The following is an 18,301-nucleotide window of genomic DNA, read 5'->3' on the forward strand; positions in this document are numbered from 1 at the left end:
TTTAGCCCGCCGCTTCCGTTAACGTCCTGTCCCCAAATACCTTCATCATGGAGCCAAATGAATGAGAAAGCTTGTCATCGCCATCTCTATGCTCGCCTTCGCCGGTTCGGCGGCCTTCGCCGACCCGATCCTCGACCGGCAGGGTCTGATGAAGGAACGTGGAAAGATCGCCGGCGGCATTTCGAAAGTAGTCAAGGGCGAGGACCCCTTTGATGCCGCTGCCGTATTAGCGCAACTCCAGGCATTGCAAGCGAATGCCGAGAAGTTCGACGCCGACGCGTTGTTCCCGAAAGGCAGCGACGCCGGCGACACCACGGCGGGGCCGAAGATCTGGGAAGACATGGCCGGCTTCAAGGCCACCGGGGACAAGTATCTCGCCGACGTCAAGGCCGCCGTCGCAGCAGCTCCCGCCGATGTCGATGCGCTGAAGGCGCAACTCGGCATCATCGGCTCGGATTGCGGCACCTGCCATCAGGGTTACAGGGTCAAGAAGGGCTGATCTCAGCCATGGCATGGCTGAAGAAGCTCGTCGGCGTGGCTCTCGTTCTGGGTGGCGCCGGCGCGGCTGCTGGCTGGCTGTTGTCGGCGCCGGTCAAGCTTGACGCGACGGCACTGGTGCAACTCGGGCCGGGCGACGCGGGTCGCGGCAAGCGCATTTTCTATGCCGGTGGCTGCACCTCCTGCCACGCCAAGCCGGGCTCACAGGGCGATGCGCGGCTTCAACTGGTCGGCGGCCTTGAACTCAAGACGCCGTTCGGCACCTTCGTGCCTCCCAACATCTCGCAAGATCCAAAGGACGGCATCGGCGCATGGTCGCTAGAGGATCTCGCCAACGCCATGCTCAAGGGCGTATCGCCGGCTGGCGAGCATTTCTATCCGGCCTTTCCCTACACGTCCTACGCACGCATGAGGCCATCGGACATCGCCGATCTGTACGCCTTCCTCAAGACGCTGCCGGCGGTCGCCGGCAAGGCGCCGAGCAATTCGCTGGCCTTCCCGTTCAACATCCGTCGCGGCATCGGCCTGTGGAAGCTCCTCTATCTCAGCGATCAGCCGGTTGTTTCGTTCCCGCAGGGCACGCCTGATCCCGTGATGGCCGGCCGCTATCTGGTCGAAGGGCCGGGCCACTGCGGCGAATGCCACACGCCGCGCGACTTTGCGGGCGGTATCAAGAAGAACGAATGGCTGGCGGGCGCAACCGCCGCCGAAGGCAGCGGCATCGTGTCGAATATCACATCGGGCGAGGGAGGCATCGCCAAATGGTCGGAAGCCGACATCGTCAACTATCTCGAAACCGGCTTCACGCCCGATTTCGATTCCGTGGGCGGCGCGATGGTCGACGTGCAGCGCAACATGGCTGAGCTGACACCGGAGGATCGTGCCGCTATCGCCGCCTATCTGAAGGCAATACCGCCGCACCCGAACGGTTATCCCGCACGCAAGCCGGCGAGCTGAGTATCGACTACAGGTGGCGGTCGCCGAGGAAATCGAAGCCCGTCTCGAAGAAAAGATTGTAGTTGCAGGTCAGTTCCTCGCCGGGTGCAATGTCGCGCAGCGCAAAGGTTTCCTCAGGTGAGGAGACATCGCAATTCGGCTCGTCGTCATGGTTCATGTAGCGGGCGTCGTCGGCTTCGAAGACGATATAGGCCGGATCGCGCCGGTCGGGGTAGGAATAGCGGTCGAGATAGTTCTTCACCGGCCCGCTCTCGCCCTCATAGGTCTCGACGTCGATGATCCGGTCGAAGCGGGGGTCGAGCTTCCAGATCAGCGTGCCCTTGGGAATGTGGTGCTTGGCAAACACGCCGATGCCCTGGATCGGTGATTTGTCGAGATAGACGTCGACGAGCAGCATAATGGACCCTTGTGCGAGTGCGGGCTTCATCGCCCGGGAAAGCCGTGCCTTGGGTAACGCGCGACCATCGCAATTGCGAGGGGAAATGAGCGATGCGGAATTCAAAAAGTCATGATCGCCGAACCCAAAAGTGAACGTGCCGTCCGGAACCTCAGCGCTGCTGCAGCGCCAGACGTACGCCCAGGGCGCAGTAGATGCCGCCGACAACCTTGCCTTGCCATTTCAGCACGGTCGGATTTCGGCGCAGGAAAGAGCCTAGGCGACCGGCGCTTAACGCAAAGATGACCGTGCTGAAAAGGCCCAGCGCGACGAAGACAATTCCCAATGCGGCCAATTGAAGTATCACCGATCCGTTTTCGGGCCGCACGAACTGAGGCAGGAATGCGAGGAAGAAAAGCGCGGTCTTGGGGTTGAGTACCTCGGTCAGGACAGCCTGCCGAAACGCCTTGCCGGCAGGGATCGCGAGCGCGCCGGCGGTCGGATCGGTTGGCGTTTTCTCGATGATCGCGCGAATGCCGAGGTAAACCAGGTAGGCCGCGCCGATGTACTTTACTATGCTGAAGAGTGTCGCCGACGTGGCGATGATCGCCGAGATGCCGACCATCGCCATGACAGTGTGAAACATGTCGCCGGCCGCGATCCCGGCACCGGTCGCGATCCCGACCTTCGTTCCCGAACTAGTTGCCCGGGCGATCGTCAACAGCGTGGCCGGACCCGGAATAAAAACAAAGCCGAGCACGACGGCGATGTAGGCGATCAAAGTGGACAGATCGATCATCCGAGGATTTCCTCTGCAAGCTGCGCCTTGCCCGTCACCTTCAGCGCGAAGGAGTAAGTATAGGCGATCTCCTCAAGTCTTGAGAACCGGCCCGACGCACCTGCGTGGCCGGAATCCATGTTGATCTTGAACAGCACCGGATTATCGCCGCTCTTGCGGTCGCGCAGCCGCGCCACCCATTTGGCCGGCTCCCAATAGGTGACGCGCGGATCGGTGAGGCCGGCAAGCGCCAGGATCGGCGGATAGTCGAGCGCGGCGACATTGTCGTAGGGGGAGTAGGCGGCGATCGTCCGATAGTCGTCGGCCGACGCGATCGGGTTGCCCCATTCCGGCCATTCCGGCGGCGTCAGCGGCAGGGTCGCGTCGAGCATGGTGGTGAGCACGTCGACGAACGGAACCTCGGCAACGATGCCGCCAAAGCACTCCGGCGCCATGTTGGCGACGGCGCCCATCAGCATGCCGCCGGCCGAACCGCCTTGCGCGACCATGCGGTCATGGGCGGTGTAGCGCTCGGCAACGAGGTGGCGCGCACAGGCGATGAAATCCGTGAAGGTGTTCATCTTGTGCTCCCGCTTGCCGTCATCGTACCAGCCGTAGCCTTTGTCCTTGCCGCCACGGACGTGGGCGATGGCGTAGACGAAGCCGCGGTCGACCAGCGACAGGCAGTTGGTGTTGAAGGCCGCCGGCACGGTGATGCCGTAGGAGCCGTAACCATAGAGCAGGCACGGCGCTGATCCATCGAGCGGCGTGTCGCGATGGTGCAAAAGCGAGATCGGCACAAGCTCGCCGTCGGCGGCGGGCGCCATCAGCCGCCTGGTGACATAGTGGTCCGCATCATGGCCGGATGGCACTTCCTGGGTCTTGAGCAATACACGCTCGCGGGTGCGCATATTGTAGTCGAACACCTGCGCCGGCGTCGTCATCGACGAATAGGAAAAGCGCATGATCTCGGTGTCGTATTCATAGGAACCCGACAGGCCGAGCGAGAATGCTTCCTCATCGAGAGACAGAAGATGCTCTTCACCGCTGGTGCGGTCGCGCACGACGATGCGCGGCAGGCCCTCCTTGCGTTCGAGCCGGACCATATGGTCCTTGAAGCCGATCACCGACAGGACCAGCCGGCCCGGCTGATGCGCCACCAGCTCCTGCCAGTTGGCGCGGACCGGATCGCTTGCCGGCGCCGTCATGATCTTGAAGTCCTTGGCGCCGTCGGCATTGGTCAGGATGAAGAAAATGTCGCCGCCTTCCTCCAGCTCATATTGCAGGCCGATCTCTCGCGCCGAAACCAGCTTGGGCTCGGCAAACGGATCGCTGGCGCTCAACAGGCGGTATTCCGAGGTCTCGTGATCGTTGATGCCGATCATGATCCATTGGTTGTTGCGGGTGCCGTCGACATTCATGAAGAAGCCGGGATCGGTTTCCTCATAGATCAGGCGGTCGTTTTCAGGGTCTTGTCCCAATGCGTGGAACAGCACTTTCGACGGCCGGTGGTTGGGGTCGAGACGCGTATAGAAGAACCCGTCATTGCCCGCGTCCCACACGCCCGAACCGCCGGTGGCGGGAATCTGGTCCGCCAGTTCTTTGCCGTCGGCAAGATCGCGTACGCGCAGGGTGTAGAATTCGGAGCCCTTGTCGTCGAAGGCCCACAGCAGCTTGCGATGGTCGGCCGAATGATCGACGCCGCCAAGCCGGAAATAGGCCTTGCCTTCCGCCTCCAGGTCACCGTCGAGCAGGATCTGCTCAGCACCGCCGTCGCGCGGCATGCGGAAATAGCGCGGCTGCTCGCCGCCGAGCTTGAAGGAAGAACCATAAGCATAGGGTCCGTCTTTCATTGGAACGGAAGAATCGTCTTCCTTGATACGGGCCTTCATCTCCTTGAAAAGCTGTTTCCGCAGGCCTGATGTGTCGGCCATCAGCTTTGACTGGTAGGCATTCTCGGCTTCGAGTTCGGCGCGGATACCCGCATCGAGCAGGGAAGGGTCCCTGAACATCTCCTGCCAGTTGTCGGCCCGCAGCCAGGCATATTCATCGGTTCGCGTGATGCCGTGATGCGTGTCGAAAACCGGCCGCTTCTCGGGTGTCGGCGGGCTGACGATCGGAAATCGGGGAGTGTTGGTCATTGCGTCTCGCTTGGGAAATATCTTGAATGGCGAATGAATACGCTGATCAGGGTGGGTTCAAGGGCCGCAGCCTAGAGTTAGTGCCGGCTCCATGAGATGAGTTGGGGGAGGAAAGATGATGACTGTTCGATCTCGGATTGCTGCGACTTTCGCCGTTGCTTCGCTAACTCTGGTCTTTGCCGGCCAGTCTCATGCGACCGTATTCGCGGCTTGGCAAGTGGCCAATGTGCCGTTCGGCGACACGCTCAATGTGCGTAACTATCCGTCCGGCACATCGCAGAAGCACCCCGCATACCCGAACGGGACCGTCCTGCAGATGACCGGACGCTGCACCGGCGGCATAAACCTGCTCGATATCGCCAATCAACCGGCATGGAAGCAGCAGCAGACGGTTCGCTATCGCTGGTGCGAGATCTGGCATGACCCGGCCAAGAACGGTGCCTTCGTTACCGGCTGGGCCTATGGCAAGTACATCACCCCGTATTGATCGACCCCAGCGATTTGTCCTGAGGCGGCATGTAGTCTGGTTGCCTGCGAAAAAGATGAGCGGCAACCTGAGGTTTTGTGGACAGATGTGAACAACCAAGATTGTCGGCTCAATGGCAAAGCAAACCAGAGCATTGAAATCTGCTTTGTGAGTTATCGCGAATGTAACGATCAGCTGACGTAACGTCAGGCGTTCCCGGTTTGGCGGGCGAAATATCGAAAAATTACATGATGCACGAAAGTTTGAAGCTGATTGCCGAATAGTTGATCAACATTCCCAAATATAATGCAAAGAGAGAATTGACTTACTTGCTCTATGGTCGCATTGATGTGCCCGCGACACGAATCGCAGAAATTCTACCTGCTCAAATTTCGTGCAATGCCCTGCCTGTAAAAAAGGGCGCAGACCACGTAACTCTTGTTGGGGCCTGAAGACCATGGATATTGTCGAAACACCTTCCAGAAACGCTGACGCGCTGATCGAGCTGACTGCCGATGTGGTGGCCGCTTATGTCAGCAACAATCCCGTACCGGTCGGCGAACTGCCGAACCTCATATCAGATGTCCATGCCGCTCTCGGGCGTGTGGGCGGAACCGCCGAACAGCCCCCTGCCGACAAGCAGAAGCCGGCTGTCAATCCGAAGCGCTCGGTTCATGACGACTACATTGTCTGTCTTGAAGACGGCAAGAAGTTCAAGTCGCTCAAGCGTCACCTGATGACCCACTATGATCTGACGCCGGACCAGTATCGCGAAAAGTGGAATCTCGACCCGAGCTATCCGATGGTTGCCCCGAACTATGCGGCAGCCCGCTCGCAGCTCGCCAAGAAGATGGGCCTTGGCCGCAAGCGCAAGGCGCGGTAGTCGCCTGCTCTGTCAGGTCGAACCGACATCAACGGCGCCTTCGGGCGCCGTTTGATTTTGCGGACGTGACAGGACCCTGCCGGCCGAGTCAGGCGGTCTGCGCGAGTGCCATCTCGGCATCGCGCTTGATGCGCTTGACCATCGAGCGAAGGCCATTGGCGCGCTGGGGCGAGAGGTGCTCGTCCAGGCCGAGCTCTTTGAGCGTCGCTTCCGCATCGGTTTTCTGGATCTCGCTGGCGGTCCTTCCGGAAAACAGCGCCAGCATGATCGCCACCAGGCCGCGCACGATGTGGGCGTCCGAATCGCCCGTGAAGCTAATGACCGGGTCGCTGCCCGGTCCCCGCTTGGTGGTCAGCCAGACCTGGCTGACGCAGCCCGGCACCTTGTGGGCTGCATTGCGCTCTTCATCGGGAAAAGGCGGCAGCGCTTCGCCCAGTTCGATCACATAGCGGTAGCGGTCTTCCCATTCGTCGAGGAACGAAAAATCGTCGCGGATCGTCTGGATCGTGGTCGTCATGACCCTGGATATAGTGATGCAGCGGTGCCGCGTCACGGAAAAAACAAGGACACCGCGGGCGTCGAGAGGGCAGACGGCCCGCGGTGCGCCGTCGAGACGGCTTAATTCTTTATCGGCAGGTTGACGGTCTCGGGCAGGACAATCTCTTTCGGCACGCTGCCGGTCATTGTCGAGGTGTCGGGGCCGGCGGACTTGTCGTCCAGCATGGCGGCCGCGATCTTGGCGGTCTCCTTGGCGCGTGCGGTGATTGTGTGCATCGCCGACTTGCCGGTTTCGCAGACATCGGGCTTGCGTTCGCAGATGCCGGCAATGTCGCCCACCGCGTCACGGGCCGCGAACAGGGCCTGGATCGGCCCGACGCTGTCCTGCCCCGGCTCGTCGGAACCGACGCTCAGCGGCAGCGCCAGCAGCACCAGTGAAAACCAGAAAGCCATTCTTATCAGGAAGAACATGCCTTGCCTCTCGTCGTGACCGGATCATGCATCATATGGCATGACCTCTTTTATGGGCAGGATATTGGCACACAGGCACGAAGGACGGCTTGCAGGTTCGCAGAGAATTTTCCTCAAATTTTAGGCAAATTCGAAACGAAGCGTTTTGCCATGGATTTGTTTCATATCGGGACGATTTTGGTTACGCGGCGATAACCATTTATCTGGTTGTTTCCATTGCATTTTCTTTGAAATAGGCCGTTTCTCGCCGCGCCCATGGTCCGCTGACGGCATGCGTTCTCGGATAACCCTCCATTTACTATGGCGGCATTTGCACGGGTTTTCGGCAGCAAGCATCCCGATATTTGCCACAGGCCGGGCTTTGGTCGGCCCTGCCTTATCCATTCCTTAAACGCTGGATGAGAGTTTCAGAGCCAATCAAAACAATCTGCAAAAGCAGAGCTGTTCACGACGAGTGCGAGTGCGTTGAGTTGATGCCGATCAAGGCCAGATACGCTGAATTGCCTGGCGCGATTGCCGCCGGTTGCGAACGTATGGTGCATCCCTCGATTCTTGGGCAGAGCGGCCGCGAGCGCCAGCGCCGCTTCATCGGCGTCATGCTGGCGGCGCCATTCTTTGCCGCCGGTGCCGCGGTCACGCTGGTTACGTCAGGCATGGGTGCCGCGGTGACCATGGCCGCCATCTTCGCGGCCTTTGGTCTGTGCTGGTTTATCGCCCTGCTGGTGGCGGCGACCGGCAGGATGGCCACGGCGGCACCGATCGCCCTGGCGATGGCGGCTGTCGCTCTTGGCGGTCTGATCGCCGCCGCCGGCGGGTTGAGTTCTCCTGTCGCCATGCTTGCCGTGGCGCTGCCGTTCGAAGCCTGGTGGATCGGCGCCTCACGGCGTGCGGCCCTGTGGGGAGCGGTCTCGGCCATTGTTGCCATTGCCCTTCAGCCTCTGGCTGCGGCTTTCTTGCCCTTCGCGGGCGCGCAGATAGCCGCCTGGCATTGGCTGGTGCCGTTGGCCTGGGCGCTGACACTGATCCCGCGCCTGTCGGCGTTTCGCGATAGTGCCGGTGTGGCTGATACGCTGGATCGCGGTGACCGGCTGGAGGACATCATCGACGCGGTGATCTTGCGGGTTGGCCGCCATGGTGAGGTGCTCGATGCCTCGGCCAAGGCGCGCACGCTTTTGAAATTGCCGCCGGAACTGCTTTCCGGAACCGGCCTCTTCGACCGCGTCCACCTGTCGGACCGTGTCTCCTATCTCAGCGCCCTGGCCGATATGCGCGATGGTGCTGGCTCGCGTCGCCTCGAATTGCGCATCAGGCTGCCCCAGAACGGCAATGGCCAGAGTGACAATCGCCAGAATGACAGTCGCCAAAATGACATTCGCTTGATGGCTGACAATTATCGGCCGTTCCTGCTCGAACTGCTGCGCGCCGAGGAACAGGGCGACGTCTTCACGCTCATCCTGCGCGAGAATGACCAGACGGCCCGGCTGCGTGAGGAACTCGCGCAGGCCAATGAAGCGGCAGCCGCCGCGGAAGTGGCCAAGGGTCGGTTCCTGGCGGTGGTGAGCCATGAACTGCGCACGCCGTTGAACGCCATCATCGGCTTCTCGGACATGCTGCTGCACGAAATGTTCGGCGCCTTCAAGGATCCGCGCCAGAAGGAATATGTCGGTCTGGTGCGGGATTCGGGTCAGCATCTGCTGGCCGTCGTGACATCCATACTCGACGTGTCGCGAATCGAATCCGGCGCCTACGCGGCGGAACCGGAACCATTCCGGTTCATGGAAGCCGTCGACATGTGCCAGTCGATGATGAGCCTGCAGGCGCAGGCCAAGAACATCGACCTGCAGACGCAGATCGCTCCCGACGCCGGCGACATCAATGCCGATCGCCGCGCCGTGCAGCAGATCCTGATCAACCTCGTCTCCAATGCGATCAAGTTCACGCCCGACGGCGGCGATGTCGTCGTCGGCGCCAAGCGGATCGGCTCGCGCCTGCATTTCTGGGTCAGGGATACCGGCATCGGCATCGCCGAGGAGGATTTCGCCAATCTCGGCAAGCCCTTCATGCAGATCCAGAACGACTATACGCGCCGTTTCGAGGGGACCGGCCTTGGCCTGTCACTGGTGAAGGGGCTGGTGGCGCTGCACGAAGGCACCATGTCGATCGAAAGCATGCCGGGCGAGGGCACCACGGTGACCATCAGCCTGCCGGTCAACGGGCCGAAGGGGCGCCCGGCCAACCAGGCAGGGGTGCTGACGATGCCGGTGACGAGGGCGAAAGGGGACAGAAATGGCTCGCTCCGCAAAACAGCCTAAGGCGGTCAAACGCCGCAGCAATGCCTTTCAGGACGGCGCCATCGCCGTCGGCGGGATGATTTCGCGCAATCCCGTTCTGGTGGGCGGATCGACGGCATTCCTGGTGACGCTGTTCTATGTCTCGGCGAATGCGCTGTGGTACCAGCCTTTCCCGCATGCCGGGGCGTTCTTCGCCACCCGCAATTTCCAGGGTTTGGCGCACTCTGCCGCCGACGAGCCGGAGACAACGATCAACATCGTGCGGCCCAATGCGGCGCCCGCCCCGATGAAGGGCGATCCGGTGGTCGAGCAGGTGCAAGGCATATTGAAGGACCTCGACTTCTATCCCGGCACGGTCGACGGCATTTCCGGCCCCAACACGCGCAAGGCCATACAGGCCTATCAGCAGAAGGTCGGCCTCAACGCCTCCGGCGAGATCGATGCGCTGCTGCTGGATCAGCTGGGCGCAACGCCGAAGACCGCTGCCGTGCCGAAGCCGCAGCCGCGCCCGAATACGCCGGCCGCCGTTCCGGTGTCGCTGCAGACAAATTCTGGGCAGACAAATTCCGGGCAGACGAATGCTGCGCAAACGGATGCGGCCCCGACCCAGGGACCCGATCCCCGCATCGTCAAGATCCAGGCCGGGCTCAAGGCGTTCGGCAATGACGATATGCAGCTGGACGGTGTCGTCGGTGCCCGCACCAAGGCGGCGATCAAGGAATTCCAGTCGCTGTTCGGACTGCCGCAGACCGGCGAGCCCGACGAGATCGTCTACGTCAAGATGCGCGAGATCGGCCTGACCAACTGACCCGGAAATGACGGCTCGCCGAGCTGCGGAAATGTCGCTAGATAGCCGCACGCTTTCGGAGCTTTCTCATGCGCGTCACATCGGATTTCTGGGTCTCGGCCCTGTTGCGCCGGGTTTTCGGCGCCGGTGGTTTCGCTGCCGTGGTCAATCGCGGCGCGACCGAGGCCGGTGCTGTTTTCGTGCTGGCACGGGGCAGGATGGGAGAGGTCGCCCTCTACGGGCCGGCGCCACAGACAAGCTACGATTCGGCCAAGCCCGACGACCGCTTCTTCAGCCTTCTCGCCGCCGGTGATGATCAGGCCGTGCTCGATGCCCGTCTGGAACGGGAGAAAAAATTCGATCCCGACATCTGGGTGGTCGAGATCGAGGCTGGGACCGTTCCTGTCGAGGAGCTTATTTCCGTGAAGACGCCCTGAGGCCGGAGGCCTCGGCTTCGTCGCTGTTCGAGGCCATGCGGCTGTCGCTGTTTGCTGGTGTGGATTCGCGGACCATCTTGGACAGCGTTTTGGCTTTCCACCCCCGCACCCTGTCCAGCGCCACATCGCGATGCAGCAGACGGTAGCGGTCGAGGTAGGTGCGGATGGCCTGCGGATGCGGGAACAGGCTGGGATAGATGGCGACCGTGATCAGGAATGCCCTGTCCTCGCTGAAGTCGAGCGAGCGCAGCGCCGCCAGCAGTGAGGCATAGTTCTGGTTGGCGGTCAGCGATCGCGCGGTCGAGAAATCAATGTCGAGGGCGTCCGCCAGCGCGGTCTGGAAGAAGGCGGCGTTTCCCGTCAGCGCCGTCTCGCGCAGTTTGACATAGGTGTCGGAGCCAGGGAACGCATCGACCTTGGCCGCCGATGCTTCGTCGCCGGTGCGCATCATGGAACGCAGCCTGCGCCGCGCATTCTCGGCGGCCGTGCCGGGGGACTGTTGGCTTGTCGCGCTGTCCTCGACCGGTTCAGCATTTGCGGCTGCGGCAGCTGGCACCACGGCGGTCTGCGCCTCCGGTTCCCGCACCCGCACCAGCGTCGGCCGTTCGAGCGCCCTGATCAGATCGGCGATGGTCGGGTTCAGGTCCTTGCGGCGCGCAATGGCGCGCGCATGCGGCAGGCCGTGCCGGCCGATCAGCGCGATCAGGTCGATATCGCTGACGGCACGCGAGCGGATCAGCAGCGGCGCGGCAATGTCGACCGGTTCCTCGCAGAGGCGACGCACGAGTGCTGCGGGGGCATATTCGCATTCGGAAAGGGCGGCTGCCACGTAGCGTCGCGATTCGACGGACACATCGTCGAACAGTGGCAGCGTCAGGTCTTCGAGCTGGCCGATCTCACGGCGGGACGGGCGGGTCAGCGAGCAGAACGCCGACACCGCGGCGCGGAACAGCCTTTCAGCTCTACCCGATTCCGTTCGTACAGCGATTTGCCTGAAGTCCGAAGATGACACGAAGGATACCCGATACTCGATACACAGCCTTGATCATGCTCAACCGGGACCATGTCGGTTTCGCGACTACCAAGAACAAAGATCAAGTTAGCGGTGATCCGTTAGCGCTCCGTTAACCCTCTGCCGGCCTTAATGATTCTTGGAGGCGTTGCGTTGTGCTCCGGGGAAACCGAGAGGAATGCGCGAATCATGGGCATGGTACTGTCTTTCGTGCCGCGTGCGGCATCGACCAATCGAACCAAGCAAACCACCGAAATACCGGCGGCGGTGATCATCTTTCCCGGCATCCGCTATGAGCGGTCCAGCACCGGCGAAGCGCGGCCTGCTGGGCCCGACAAGCCGGGATCGCCACGGACGCCGATGCCGCACCACTGAGTCTTCCCTAGGCGGCGACCGGCTCACCAGGCAGCATCCGCTGCCGGCTCTCCTGGTGCGGATATCAGGCCTTGATCTGGTCTAGAAATCCTGCAGCTCGCAGGAACTCTGATCGAGAAAGCGCGACACGATCAGCTTCCAGCTGTCGTCCGGGACGAAGCTGCGGATGACGAAGATGCCCTCGTCGATCGGCGCTTCGACGAAGATCGCCCCTTGCAGATCCTCAGGCAGATCCTTGCGCACGTCGATCATCTGTGCCGGCGTCAGCACCACGGCGTCCAGCTTGCCACCGGTCGCCGTATGGTCGTTGAAGGAATAGATGTTGTGGCCGTTGCGGTCATAGACCGATACCGACCAGAAGGGGACATTCCCCGGCGCCTTGATCCGGACCATGCCTTCCTCGAGGTCGAACCGGCAGGCCGCGGCATAAAACAGCGGGTCGACCGATTTCACCACCGGCGCGCCGCCTGCCTCGGCATCGAGCCGGTTCATCCTGTAGAGATCCGACGCCATCGATAGTCGCGACCAGGCGTCGCGCTCGGAAAATTCCGGCACCAGAAGCAGCACCACGATGTGCACGATGCCGGCGCCGACGAGGCCGAGCAGGACGGCGTGAAAAAGCCTGCGCATCGCGGCATAGAGATTACGCATCGCAGCCGGCCTTCACGATCCTGGGCAGCGAAACGTCCGACAGGCCGGTGCTGCTGGCGATCGGCGTGTCGTAGAAGGTCAAGACGAAATACATCCGTCCGGAACCGTCGGTCAGCAGCCAGTTGCCTTGCATCGGGTGATGGCCGACCGAAATGATCACCGAATTGTCGGCCTGGCGCAGCACCTCGTAGGACTGAAGCACTGCAAGTCGCGGCTTGCCGGTCTCGACGACGCCGAGCGATTGATCGGCGGCATAGAGCGTCCAGAAGCGGGCGGTCGGAAATCCGCCCTCTATTCTGTAGGTGCATTCCCGCTTGAGCTGGTCGCCGGCAGCGTCGTTTTCCGCCACGAAGGACAGACCTTCGGCGCGGCCGAGCGCAAGCACGCCCTCGCGCGCCACGCGCGCCTTGGAATAGGGGTCGGCGACCGGCGTGCCGATGTCGGGGAAGGCGGTCCATTGGCCGATCCGGATCGCGCCGACGCCGTCCTGGATCTTCAGCGCATACCAGACGCTGGCGCCGCCGCCGCCAATGGCTATGGCAAGCGAAAGCAGCGTCAGGAAGGCATTTTTGAGCATGAGGGGCCGAGTGAATAAAGGAGTGCCGTTCGGGGATATCGCGGCGCGGGCCCCTGTGGCAAGCCGGCGTGATGGATTTGCCTGTCGGCCTCGCCCGCGCCGGGGCTGATGTCACAGCGCCGAAAGCGTTTCGGGCGGCGTCGAGGCATCGAGTTTGGGGGCGGACTGGAACATCTGCGTCATGTCCCTCAGCGTCTGCGTGGTCCGGCTGGACAGCACCGCCGGCCGTTCGGCGGCCGCGTCGGCCGCGGCCTGGTCCCCGCTCTTCTTCTGGGCTTCCGCGGCCTTGGCCGCGATCTCCTCGTCGACGAACGGCTTGTCGATGCCGGGGATCGGTTTCAGGTCGATGTTCTGGTGCGCGTAGACCATCAGGCGCTGCCACACCATCGCCGGCAGCGAGCCGCCGGTCATGTTCTTGGTCGGGGTGAAATCATCGTTGCCCAGCCATACGGCCGCCGTGTAGTTGCCGGTGAAGCCGACGAACCAGGCGTCGCGATAGGATTGCGTCGTGCCGGTCTTGCCGGCGACGACGATGTTGGGAATGAGCGCCCGCCGCGCCGTGCCTATCACCGGTACGGCTGCCAGCATGGTGTTCATCGATTTCAGCGCCTGCTCGGAGAGCACCCGGTGCGGCGGCGGCGCGTCCTTGGTCCAGTCATACACCACGTCGCCGGTGCGGGTGACGAGCTGGGTGATGCCGTGCCGGGAACCGACGAAGCCGTTCTGGGCGAACACGCTGTAGCCCGTCGCCTGGTCCATCACCGTCATGCCCGAAGTGCCGAGCACCATGGTCTTGTGTCCCTCGAGCGGCGATTCCACCCCGAAGGATTCCGCCATCGCCTTGATCGGTGCGATGCCGAGATGGTCCTTGGCCAGCCGTACCGGCACGGTGTTGATCGACTTGGCCATCGCCATCAACAGCGTGATATTGCCCGCCGACTCGCCACTGTAATTGTGCGGCGACCAGTTGCCCCAGCTGATCGGGCCGCCTGATATGATCGAGTTCGGCGTGAAACCGTGTTCCATCGCCGTGGCGTAGACATAAGGTTTGAAGGACGAGCCGGTCTGGCGCAGTGCCTTGGTGGCGCGGTTGAACTGGCTGGCGCCGTAGTCACGGCCGCCGACGATCGCCCGCACAGCGCCATTGGTCTCGATGACGACCACCGCGCCTTCGGTGACGTTGTACTCCTTGCCGAACTGGCGCAGGTGGAACTCGACGGACTCCTCCGCCGCCTTCTGGATGTTGGCGTCGAAGGTGGTGTGGGCAACCAGCGAGTGCTGGCCAGGCTTGGCGATCTTCTTGACCTCGTCGAACGCCCAGTCGAGGTAATAATCCGGACTTTTCTGTTCGCCCCGGTCGACGACGTCAGCCGGATGCAGCCTTGCCTGCAGCACCTGGCCCTCGGTCATGAAACCGGAATCGACCAGGTTGGACAGCACCACATTGGCGCGCGCACGCGCTGCCGGCAGGTTGATGTGGGGTGCGTATTTGGTCGGCGCCTTGAACAGGCCGGCCAGCATGGCGGCCTCGGCGAGGTTCAGGTCCTTGACGCTCTTGCCGAAATAGAAGTCCGCCGCCGCCTCGATGCCGAACGTGCCGCCGCCCATATAGGCGCGGTCGAGATAGAGCTGCAGGATTTCCTTCTTCGACAGATTGGCTTCGAGCCACAGCGACAGGAAGGCTTCCTTGATTTTGCGCTCGAAGGTGCGCTCATTGGTCAGGAACAGGTTCTTGGCCAGCTGCTGGGTGATGCTCGAGCCGCCCTGGACGACGGAATTCGCCCGCACATTTTCGAAGATCGCGCGCGACAGGCCCAGAACGTCGATGCCGTAGTGATCGAAAAAGCGCCGATCCTCGGTGGCCAGCACCGCCTTGATGACGTGATCGGGCATCTCGTCGACCGGCACGGAATCGCGCTGGATGATGCCGCGCTGGCCGATCTCGTTGCCGTAACGGTCGAGGAAGGTGACGGCGAAGTCGCCCTGGGCACGCCAGTCGCCGGTCGTATCCTGGAAGGCAGGTATCGCCAGCGCCAGCATCACCACGATGCCGCCGGCGCCGAGCGTAAACCCTTCGCTCAAGAGTTCGATGATGACGCGGCGCCAGCCCTTCAGGCGGAAGCGCCGCGAGAAGATCGTTGCGCCTTCCCAGAACTGCCGTGCCTTGAAACCGATCTCGTAGAGCGAGGAATCGACCCAGGCGTCCACCGCCAGAAGGCGGGAGGCGATCGCACCTCTTCTCTTGCGCGGTTCAGGGCTGACCATTCAAAAACCCGGCTCGGCTGTGGCGTGACCTGAAAACCGCAAGCCGGCAATTTCAGGGCAGCGCCCTGTTCCGACTATTCATCCATTTTGTGGACGCTCACAAGGGCGGCGAGGACACAGCCGCAAGGTTTGTCGATCAAAAAGCAGGCAACCGGTGACACGGTCGCCCGCCCACCGGATTCTTGATCCGGCGGGCGAGGGCCGTTTGTCGTTGCCGGGCTGTCAGGCCGCTTCGCGCTTCAGCGCCTGCGCCATGCAATGGATGCCGCCGCCGGTCTTGGAGATTTCGCTCATGTCGATCGCCGCGACCTCGAAACCGCGCGCCTTGAGCTGGCCGATCAGCGCCTGGCTGGAGGTCGGCGCGATCACCCTGTCCTTGCCGAGCGACATGAAGTTGCAGCCGAGCGCCATCGTGTCCTGGAACGGCACGTCGATGATCTCATGGCCCTTGCCCTTCAGCCAGCCGACGATGCCGGGCTCGGTGCAGGCGAGGCACACCGCGGTGAGCTTTTCGGCGATCGGCACCACCATCAGGTCGATATGGACGTAATATTCGTCGATGAAGGCGATGCGCGTCTCCCAGCCCTCTTTCTCGAACCAGGATTGCACCTGGCGGGCGCCTTCTTCCTGCGTGCGGGCGCCGCCGCAGCCGATCAGCACCACGCCCTCCTCGATGACGTTGAAGTCGCCGCCCTCGAACGTGCCGGCAGTGACCATGTCGTAGATCGGAATGCCGAGCTTTTCATAGGTGCGGATGGCCGCGTAATTCTCGCCGCGCCGCCACCAGTTGGCCATGGCGGTGATGAAGGCGCCATAAGGCGTCATGACGCTGGAATCACGGGAATAGACCTGCATCGGCAGTTCCGGCGTCGGCTCGTGCCAGTGGATGTTGACGCCGAAATGCTCGTAGGCGGCGACCAGGTCCTTGTGCTGTGCCTGGGCGATCTGGACATTGCAGGGGGCCTCGCGCAGGTGCTTTCGCGACAGCGAACTGGTCGACAAATGGCGCAGGAAATTCGGCGATCCCAGCAGCACGTCGGTCAACACGTCGGTTTCGTTGGCGAAGCCCCATGATGTCAGCGGCTTGGTGCCGCCGGCCGGATTGCGGCGCTGCAGCGAAAACGGCTCGGCGACGATGCGATCATGAACGGTCATGGAGTTCTCCTCGTGGGCTTGTTCTCAAGGGTTGGTCGGATCATGCGTTGCTTGGAATCCACCAGTCGCGGCCGCGCGCGGTGGTGACATATTCCGGCCAGCGGAAGTTGATTGGCGGATCGTAGTCGCAGAGCGGGGCGATCCAGTTCGAACCGCCGACGCCGCCCCCAGTGCGGGTGACGAACTCGTCCATCGCCGTATCACGGGCGATTTTGTCCTCGAGCAGGCGCAGCGCCGCCAGCGCGACCGTCTTGGCCGCACAGGTCACCATCGGGTCGATGGTGGCGGAAATGCCACCCAGCGCATTCATCACCCAGGAGGGATAGGCGTGGCCATTCGCCGAACGTAACGCCGGACGCGCGACATAGAAGCGTGCCGTCGGCGCGTGCCAGCTCATGTCGGTGTAGTCGTCGGAGGTTGAATTCACCTGCGACGGCGGCAGGTCGCGGCGCAGGATCGCTTCCGCGTCCTTTGGCGCGATCAGCCGCTCCAGCTCATCGACGAACGGGTTTTCGGTCGCGGCAGCCCCGGCATTGACCTGGATTTCGCGCCCGATCGCCCTGGCGGCCTCGTCCCAACGCGGCGGGCCGACCGTTGACAGCGCTTCATAGGCAATCTCGGCCATGGCGTGGTTGGCCAGCCCTGGCCGCGACTTCGACACCCAGTGTCGCTCGTATCGGCAGCCACTCATCGTGGCAGCCGCCGCCGCATTGCGGTCGAGCACGGCGGTGACCTGCTCGGCCATGCCGATGGTCGGCACCCGGATCATGTACTGGATTTCGGCCAGCCCTGCCGGCAGATTGTCGGCGGTCGCCTGGCCGGCCGTCAGGATCGCCTCGCTGATCGACCAGCCGCCCTGGTGCGGCAGCATGGAATCGCGCAGCGCCTTGGACGCCATGTACATCATCATCAGCGCGTCGTTGGCGCCCGGTGCCCGCACCGCCGAATGTGCCTGCGGGATCGGTGCGCCGTCGCCTGCGCGAACCCAGTTTTCGGGTTCGTCGCAGATGAAGCGGTAGATCATGGCGTAGGCGGCGCCACAATGCGTATCCCAGCGCGCCGTGTTGCAGAGCGGCAGCATGTAGAAGGGATGGAAGGAGATCATGCCGGCAAGGCCGTTATAATAGCCTTTTGCCGCATGGATCGGCTTCGACCCCCGCACCTTCTCGGCCGGCTCGCCGGTGAAGCGCAACGTGCCCGAAATACCGTGCCGCTGCATCGCCGCCTTGGTGGCCAGCAGGCCGCCAAGGCTTGCCATGCCGAGCCCCGAATGCGGGTCGGTGTGGCCGCCGGCCTCGACGCCAAGGCCGGGCCGTGGCTGCTTCACCGTCACCGCGTCCTGGCAGTTGCCGGGGACGGCATCATATTCGGCATACATGCCGATGGTCGGCCCGGCGCCATTCGTCCAATGGGCGCAAAATGCGGTCGGCATGCCGCCCGAGCCTTCCTCGACGGAAAACCCCTCAAGCTTCAGCCGTGCCACATACCAGGCGGCGGACTGGTATTCGCGCCAGGCGGTCTCGCCGAAATCGAAGATGGTGCGCGTCCACGCCGACAGCAGCGGCTGGATGCCGTCGAGGCAGGCAAGGGCGGTCTCTTGCGCTGATGTCGCCACCGGTTTGTCCATGCCACAAAGAAAGCAGTGAAGCGGCTCGTCAAAAAGTGATATGTTTTCCCGGTTCG

At 62.6% G+C, this 18,301-nt stretch carries 19 protein-coding genes; 8 read left to right on the forward strand and 11 right to left on the reverse strand.

Annotated features, from left to right (window positions below; genetic code table 11):
* Positions 1–61: 61 nt before the first annotated feature.
* Together AC1D05_RS25560 and AC1D05_RS25565 are read left to right on the forward strand one after the other, a co-directional pair.
* Positions 62–499 carry a c-type cytochrome gene (locus AC1D05_RS25560; RefSeq protein WP_477444500.1) on the forward strand — a complete coding sequence of 146 codons (438 nt, stop codon included), beginning with the start codon at positions 62–64 and terminating at the stop codon, positions 497–499.
* An 8-nt stretch (positions 500–507) separates the two neighbouring features.
* On the forward strand, positions 508–1,455 hold the full coding sequence (locus AC1D05_RS25565; protein ID WP_477444501.1) for a cytochrome c: 948 nt from the start codon (positions 508–510) through the stop codon (positions 1,453–1,455).
* Positions 1,456–1,462: 7 nt separating this feature from the next.
* Here the strand turns inward: AC1D05_RS25565 and AC1D05_RS25570 are convergent, their stop codons facing one another.
* The 3 genes from AC1D05_RS25570 to AC1D05_RS25580 all read right to left on the reverse strand — a co-directional run bounded on the left by AC1D05_RS25570 (position 1,463) and on the right by AC1D05_RS25580 (position 4,750).
* The gene (locus AC1D05_RS25570) at positions 1,463–1,852 is read right to left on the reverse strand and encodes an SET domain-containing protein (RefSeq protein WP_477444502.1); all 390 of its coding nucleotides are present in this window, start codon (positions 1,850–1,852) and stop codon (positions 1,463–1,465) included.
* Between the two features lie 151 nt (positions 1,853–2,003).
* Positions 2,004–2,630, reverse strand: coding sequence for a LysE family translocator (locus tag AC1D05_RS25575; RefSeq protein ID WP_477444503.1), 627 nt, complete (start codon positions 2,628–2,630; stop codon positions 2,004–2,006).
* A complete protein-coding gene (locus AC1D05_RS25580; protein ID WP_477444504.1) occupies positions 2,627–4,750 on the reverse strand; it encodes a S9 family peptidase in 2,124 nt (707 codons plus the stop codon). The genes AC1D05_RS25575 and AC1D05_RS25580 overlap by 4 nt, the downstream gene beginning before the upstream one ends.
* 118 nt (positions 4,751–4,868) lie before the next feature.
* Between AC1D05_RS25580 and AC1D05_RS25585 the strand changes: the two genes are divergently transcribed.
* Both AC1D05_RS25585 and AC1D05_RS25590 read left to right on the forward strand, forming a co-directional pair.
* The gene (locus tag AC1D05_RS25585) at positions 4,869–5,237 is read left to right on the forward strand and encodes an SH3 domain-containing protein (RefSeq protein ID WP_477444553.1); all 369 of its coding nucleotides are present in this window, start codon (positions 4,869–4,871) and stop codon (positions 5,235–5,237) included.
* 436 nt (positions 5,238–5,673) lie between these two features.
* On the forward strand, positions 5,674–6,099 hold the full coding sequence (locus AC1D05_RS25590; protein WP_027041593.1) for a Ros/MucR family transcriptional regulator: 426 nt from the start codon (positions 5,674–5,676) through the stop codon (positions 6,097–6,099).
* Between the two features lie 88 nt (positions 6,100–6,187).
* Here AC1D05_RS25590 and AC1D05_RS25595 read toward each other — a convergent pair whose 3' ends face one another.
* Positions 6,188–6,616 carry a SufE family protein gene (locus tag AC1D05_RS25595; RefSeq protein WP_477444505.1) on the reverse strand — a complete coding sequence of 143 codons (429 nt, stop codon included), beginning with the start codon at positions 6,614–6,616 and terminating at the stop codon, positions 6,188–6,190.
* A gap of 101 nt (positions 6,617–6,717) precedes the next feature.
* Complete coding sequence (locus AC1D05_RS25600) at positions 6,718–7,068, reverse strand: DUF5330 domain-containing protein (RefSeq protein WP_477444506.1); 351 nt, start codon at positions 7,066–7,068, stop codon at positions 6,718–6,720.
* A gap of 533 nt (positions 7,069–7,601) precedes the next feature.
* Between AC1D05_RS25600 and AC1D05_RS25605 the strand changes: the two genes are divergently transcribed.
* The 3 genes from AC1D05_RS25605 (at position 7,602) to AC1D05_RS25615 (ending at position 10,583) form a co-directional block, all read left to right on the forward strand.
* A complete protein-coding gene (locus tag AC1D05_RS25605) occupies positions 7,602–9,380 on the forward strand; it encodes a sensor histidine kinase (protein WP_477444554.1) in 1,779 nt (592 codons plus the stop codon).
* Positions 9,355–10,167, forward strand: coding sequence for a peptidoglycan-binding domain-containing protein (locus AC1D05_RS25610; RefSeq protein ID WP_477444507.1), 813 nt, complete (start codon positions 9,355–9,357; stop codon positions 10,165–10,167). Before AC1D05_RS25605 ends, AC1D05_RS25610 begins: the two co-directional genes overlap by 26 nt.
* Before the next feature lie 68 nt (positions 10,168–10,235).
* Positions 10,236–10,583 carry a DUF1491 family protein gene (locus tag AC1D05_RS25615; RefSeq protein WP_477444508.1) on the forward strand — a complete coding sequence of 116 codons (348 nt, stop codon included), beginning with the start codon at positions 10,236–10,238 and terminating at the stop codon, positions 10,581–10,583.
* On the opposite strand, the gene AC1D05_RS25620 is transcribed toward AC1D05_RS25615, so the two are convergent.
* Positions 10,561–11,595, reverse strand: a complete 1,035-nt coding sequence (locus AC1D05_RS25620) for a hypothetical protein (RefSeq protein WP_477444509.1) — start codon at positions 11,593–11,595, stop codon at positions 10,561–10,563. The two genes, AC1D05_RS25615 and AC1D05_RS25620, sit on opposite strands and share 23 nt — an antisense overlap.
* Before the next feature lie 189 nt (positions 11,596–11,784).
* Here AC1D05_RS25620 and AC1D05_RS25625 point away from each other — a divergent pair, with 189 nt between their 5' ends.
* On the forward strand, positions 11,785–11,970 hold the full coding sequence (locus AC1D05_RS25625) for a hypothetical protein (protein WP_477444510.1): 186 nt from the start codon (positions 11,785–11,787) through the stop codon (positions 11,968–11,970).
* A gap of 81 nt (positions 11,971–12,051) precedes the next feature.
* Here AC1D05_RS25625 and AC1D05_RS25630 read toward each other — a convergent pair whose 3' ends face one another.
* The 5 genes from AC1D05_RS25630 to AC1D05_RS25650 form a co-directional block, all read right to left on the reverse strand.
* The gene (locus AC1D05_RS25630) at positions 12,052–12,621 is read right to left on the reverse strand and encodes a DUF1254 domain-containing protein (protein WP_477444511.1); all 570 of its coding nucleotides are present in this window, start codon (positions 12,619–12,621) and stop codon (positions 12,052–12,054) included.
* Positions 12,614–13,198, reverse strand: a complete 585-nt coding sequence (locus tag AC1D05_RS25635) for a DUF1214 domain-containing protein (RefSeq protein WP_477444512.1) — start codon at positions 13,196–13,198, stop codon at positions 12,614–12,616. The genes AC1D05_RS25630 and AC1D05_RS25635 overlap by 8 nt, the downstream gene beginning before the upstream one ends.
* 111 nt (positions 13,199–13,309) lie before the next feature.
* Entirely contained in the window at positions 13,310–15,463 is a 2,154-nt protein-coding gene (locus AC1D05_RS25640; RefSeq protein WP_477444513.1) for a transglycosylase domain-containing protein, read from the reverse strand.
* A gap of 222 nt (positions 15,464–15,685) precedes the next feature.
* A complete protein-coding gene (locus AC1D05_RS25645; RefSeq protein WP_477444514.1) occupies positions 15,686–16,618 on the reverse strand; it encodes a dimethylarginine dimethylaminohydrolase family protein in 933 nt (310 codons plus the stop codon).
* A gap of 40 nt (positions 16,619–16,658) precedes the next feature.
* Entirely contained in the window at positions 16,659–18,245 is a 1,587-nt protein-coding gene (locus AC1D05_RS25650) for a zinc-binding metallopeptidase family protein (RefSeq protein WP_477444515.1), read from the reverse strand.
* Positions 18,246–18,301: the final 56 nt, after the last annotated feature.

This window comes from Mesorhizobium sp. P2_E9, from assembly GCF_056403815.1.

Bases quoted from the DNA above. Each gene is read 5' to 3' on its own strand.
- AC1D05_RS25560 (WP_477444500.1), top strand. From the start codon at position 62: ATGAGAAAGCTTGTCATCGCCATCTCTATGCTCGCCTTCGCCGGTTCG.
- AC1D05_RS25565 (WP_477444501.1), top strand. From the start codon at position 508: ATGGCATGGCTGAAGAAGCTCGTCGGCGTGGCTCTCGTTCTGGGTGGC.
- AC1D05_RS25570 (WP_477444502.1), bottom strand. From the start codon at position 1,852: ATGCTGCTCGTCGACGTCTATCTCGACAAATCACCGATCCAGGGCATC.
- AC1D05_RS25575 (WP_477444503.1), bottom strand. From the start codon at position 2,630: ATGATCGATCTGTCCACTTTGATCGCCTACATCGCCGTCGTGCTCGGC.
- AC1D05_RS25580 (WP_477444504.1), bottom strand. From the start codon at position 4,750: ATGACCAACACTCCCCGATTTCCGATCGTCAGCCCGCCGACACCCGAG.
- AC1D05_RS25585 (WP_477444553.1), top strand. From the start codon at position 4,869: ATGACTGTTCGATCTCGGATTGCTGCGACTTTCGCCGTTGCTTCGCTA.
- AC1D05_RS25590 (WP_027041593.1), top strand. From the start codon at position 5,674: ATGGATATTGTCGAAACACCTTCCAGAAACGCTGACGCGCTGATCGAG.
- AC1D05_RS25595 (WP_477444505.1), bottom strand. From the start codon at position 6,616: ATGACGACCACGATCCAGACGATCCGCGACGATTTTTCGTTCCTCGAC.
- AC1D05_RS25600 (WP_477444506.1), bottom strand. From the start codon at position 7,068: ATGTTCTTCCTGATAAGAATGGCTTTCTGGTTTTCACTGGTGCTGCTG.
- AC1D05_RS25605 (WP_477444554.1), top strand. From the start codon at position 7,602: ATGGTGCATCCCTCGATTCTTGGGCAGAGCGGCCGCGAGCGCCAGCGC.
- AC1D05_RS25610 (WP_477444507.1), top strand. From the start codon at position 9,355: ATGGCTCGCTCCGCAAAACAGCCTAAGGCGGTCAAACGCCGCAGCAAT.
- AC1D05_RS25615 (WP_477444508.1), top strand. From the start codon at position 10,236: ATGCGCGTCACATCGGATTTCTGGGTCTCGGCCCTGTTGCGCCGGGTT.
- AC1D05_RS25625 (WP_477444510.1), top strand. From the start codon at position 11,785: ATGGGCATGGTACTGTCTTTCGTGCCGCGTGCGGCATCGACCAATCGA.
- AC1D05_RS25630 (WP_477444511.1), bottom strand. From the start codon at position 12,621: ATGCGTAATCTCTATGCCGCGATGCGCAGGCTTTTTCACGCCGTCCTG.
- AC1D05_RS25635 (WP_477444512.1), bottom strand. From the start codon at position 13,198: ATGCTCAAAAATGCCTTCCTGACGCTGCTTTCGCTTGCCATAGCCATT.
- AC1D05_RS25640 (WP_477444513.1), bottom strand. From the start codon at position 15,463: ATGGTCAGCCCTGAACCGCGCAAGAGAAGAGGTGCGATCGCCTCCCGC.
- AC1D05_RS25645 (WP_477444514.1), bottom strand. From the start codon at position 16,618: ATGACCGTTCATGATCGCATCGTCGCCGAGCCGTTTTCGCTGCAGCGC.
- AC1D05_RS25650 (WP_477444515.1), bottom strand. From the start codon at position 18,245: ATGGACAAACCGGTGGCGACATCAGCGCAAGAGACCGCCCTTGCCTGC.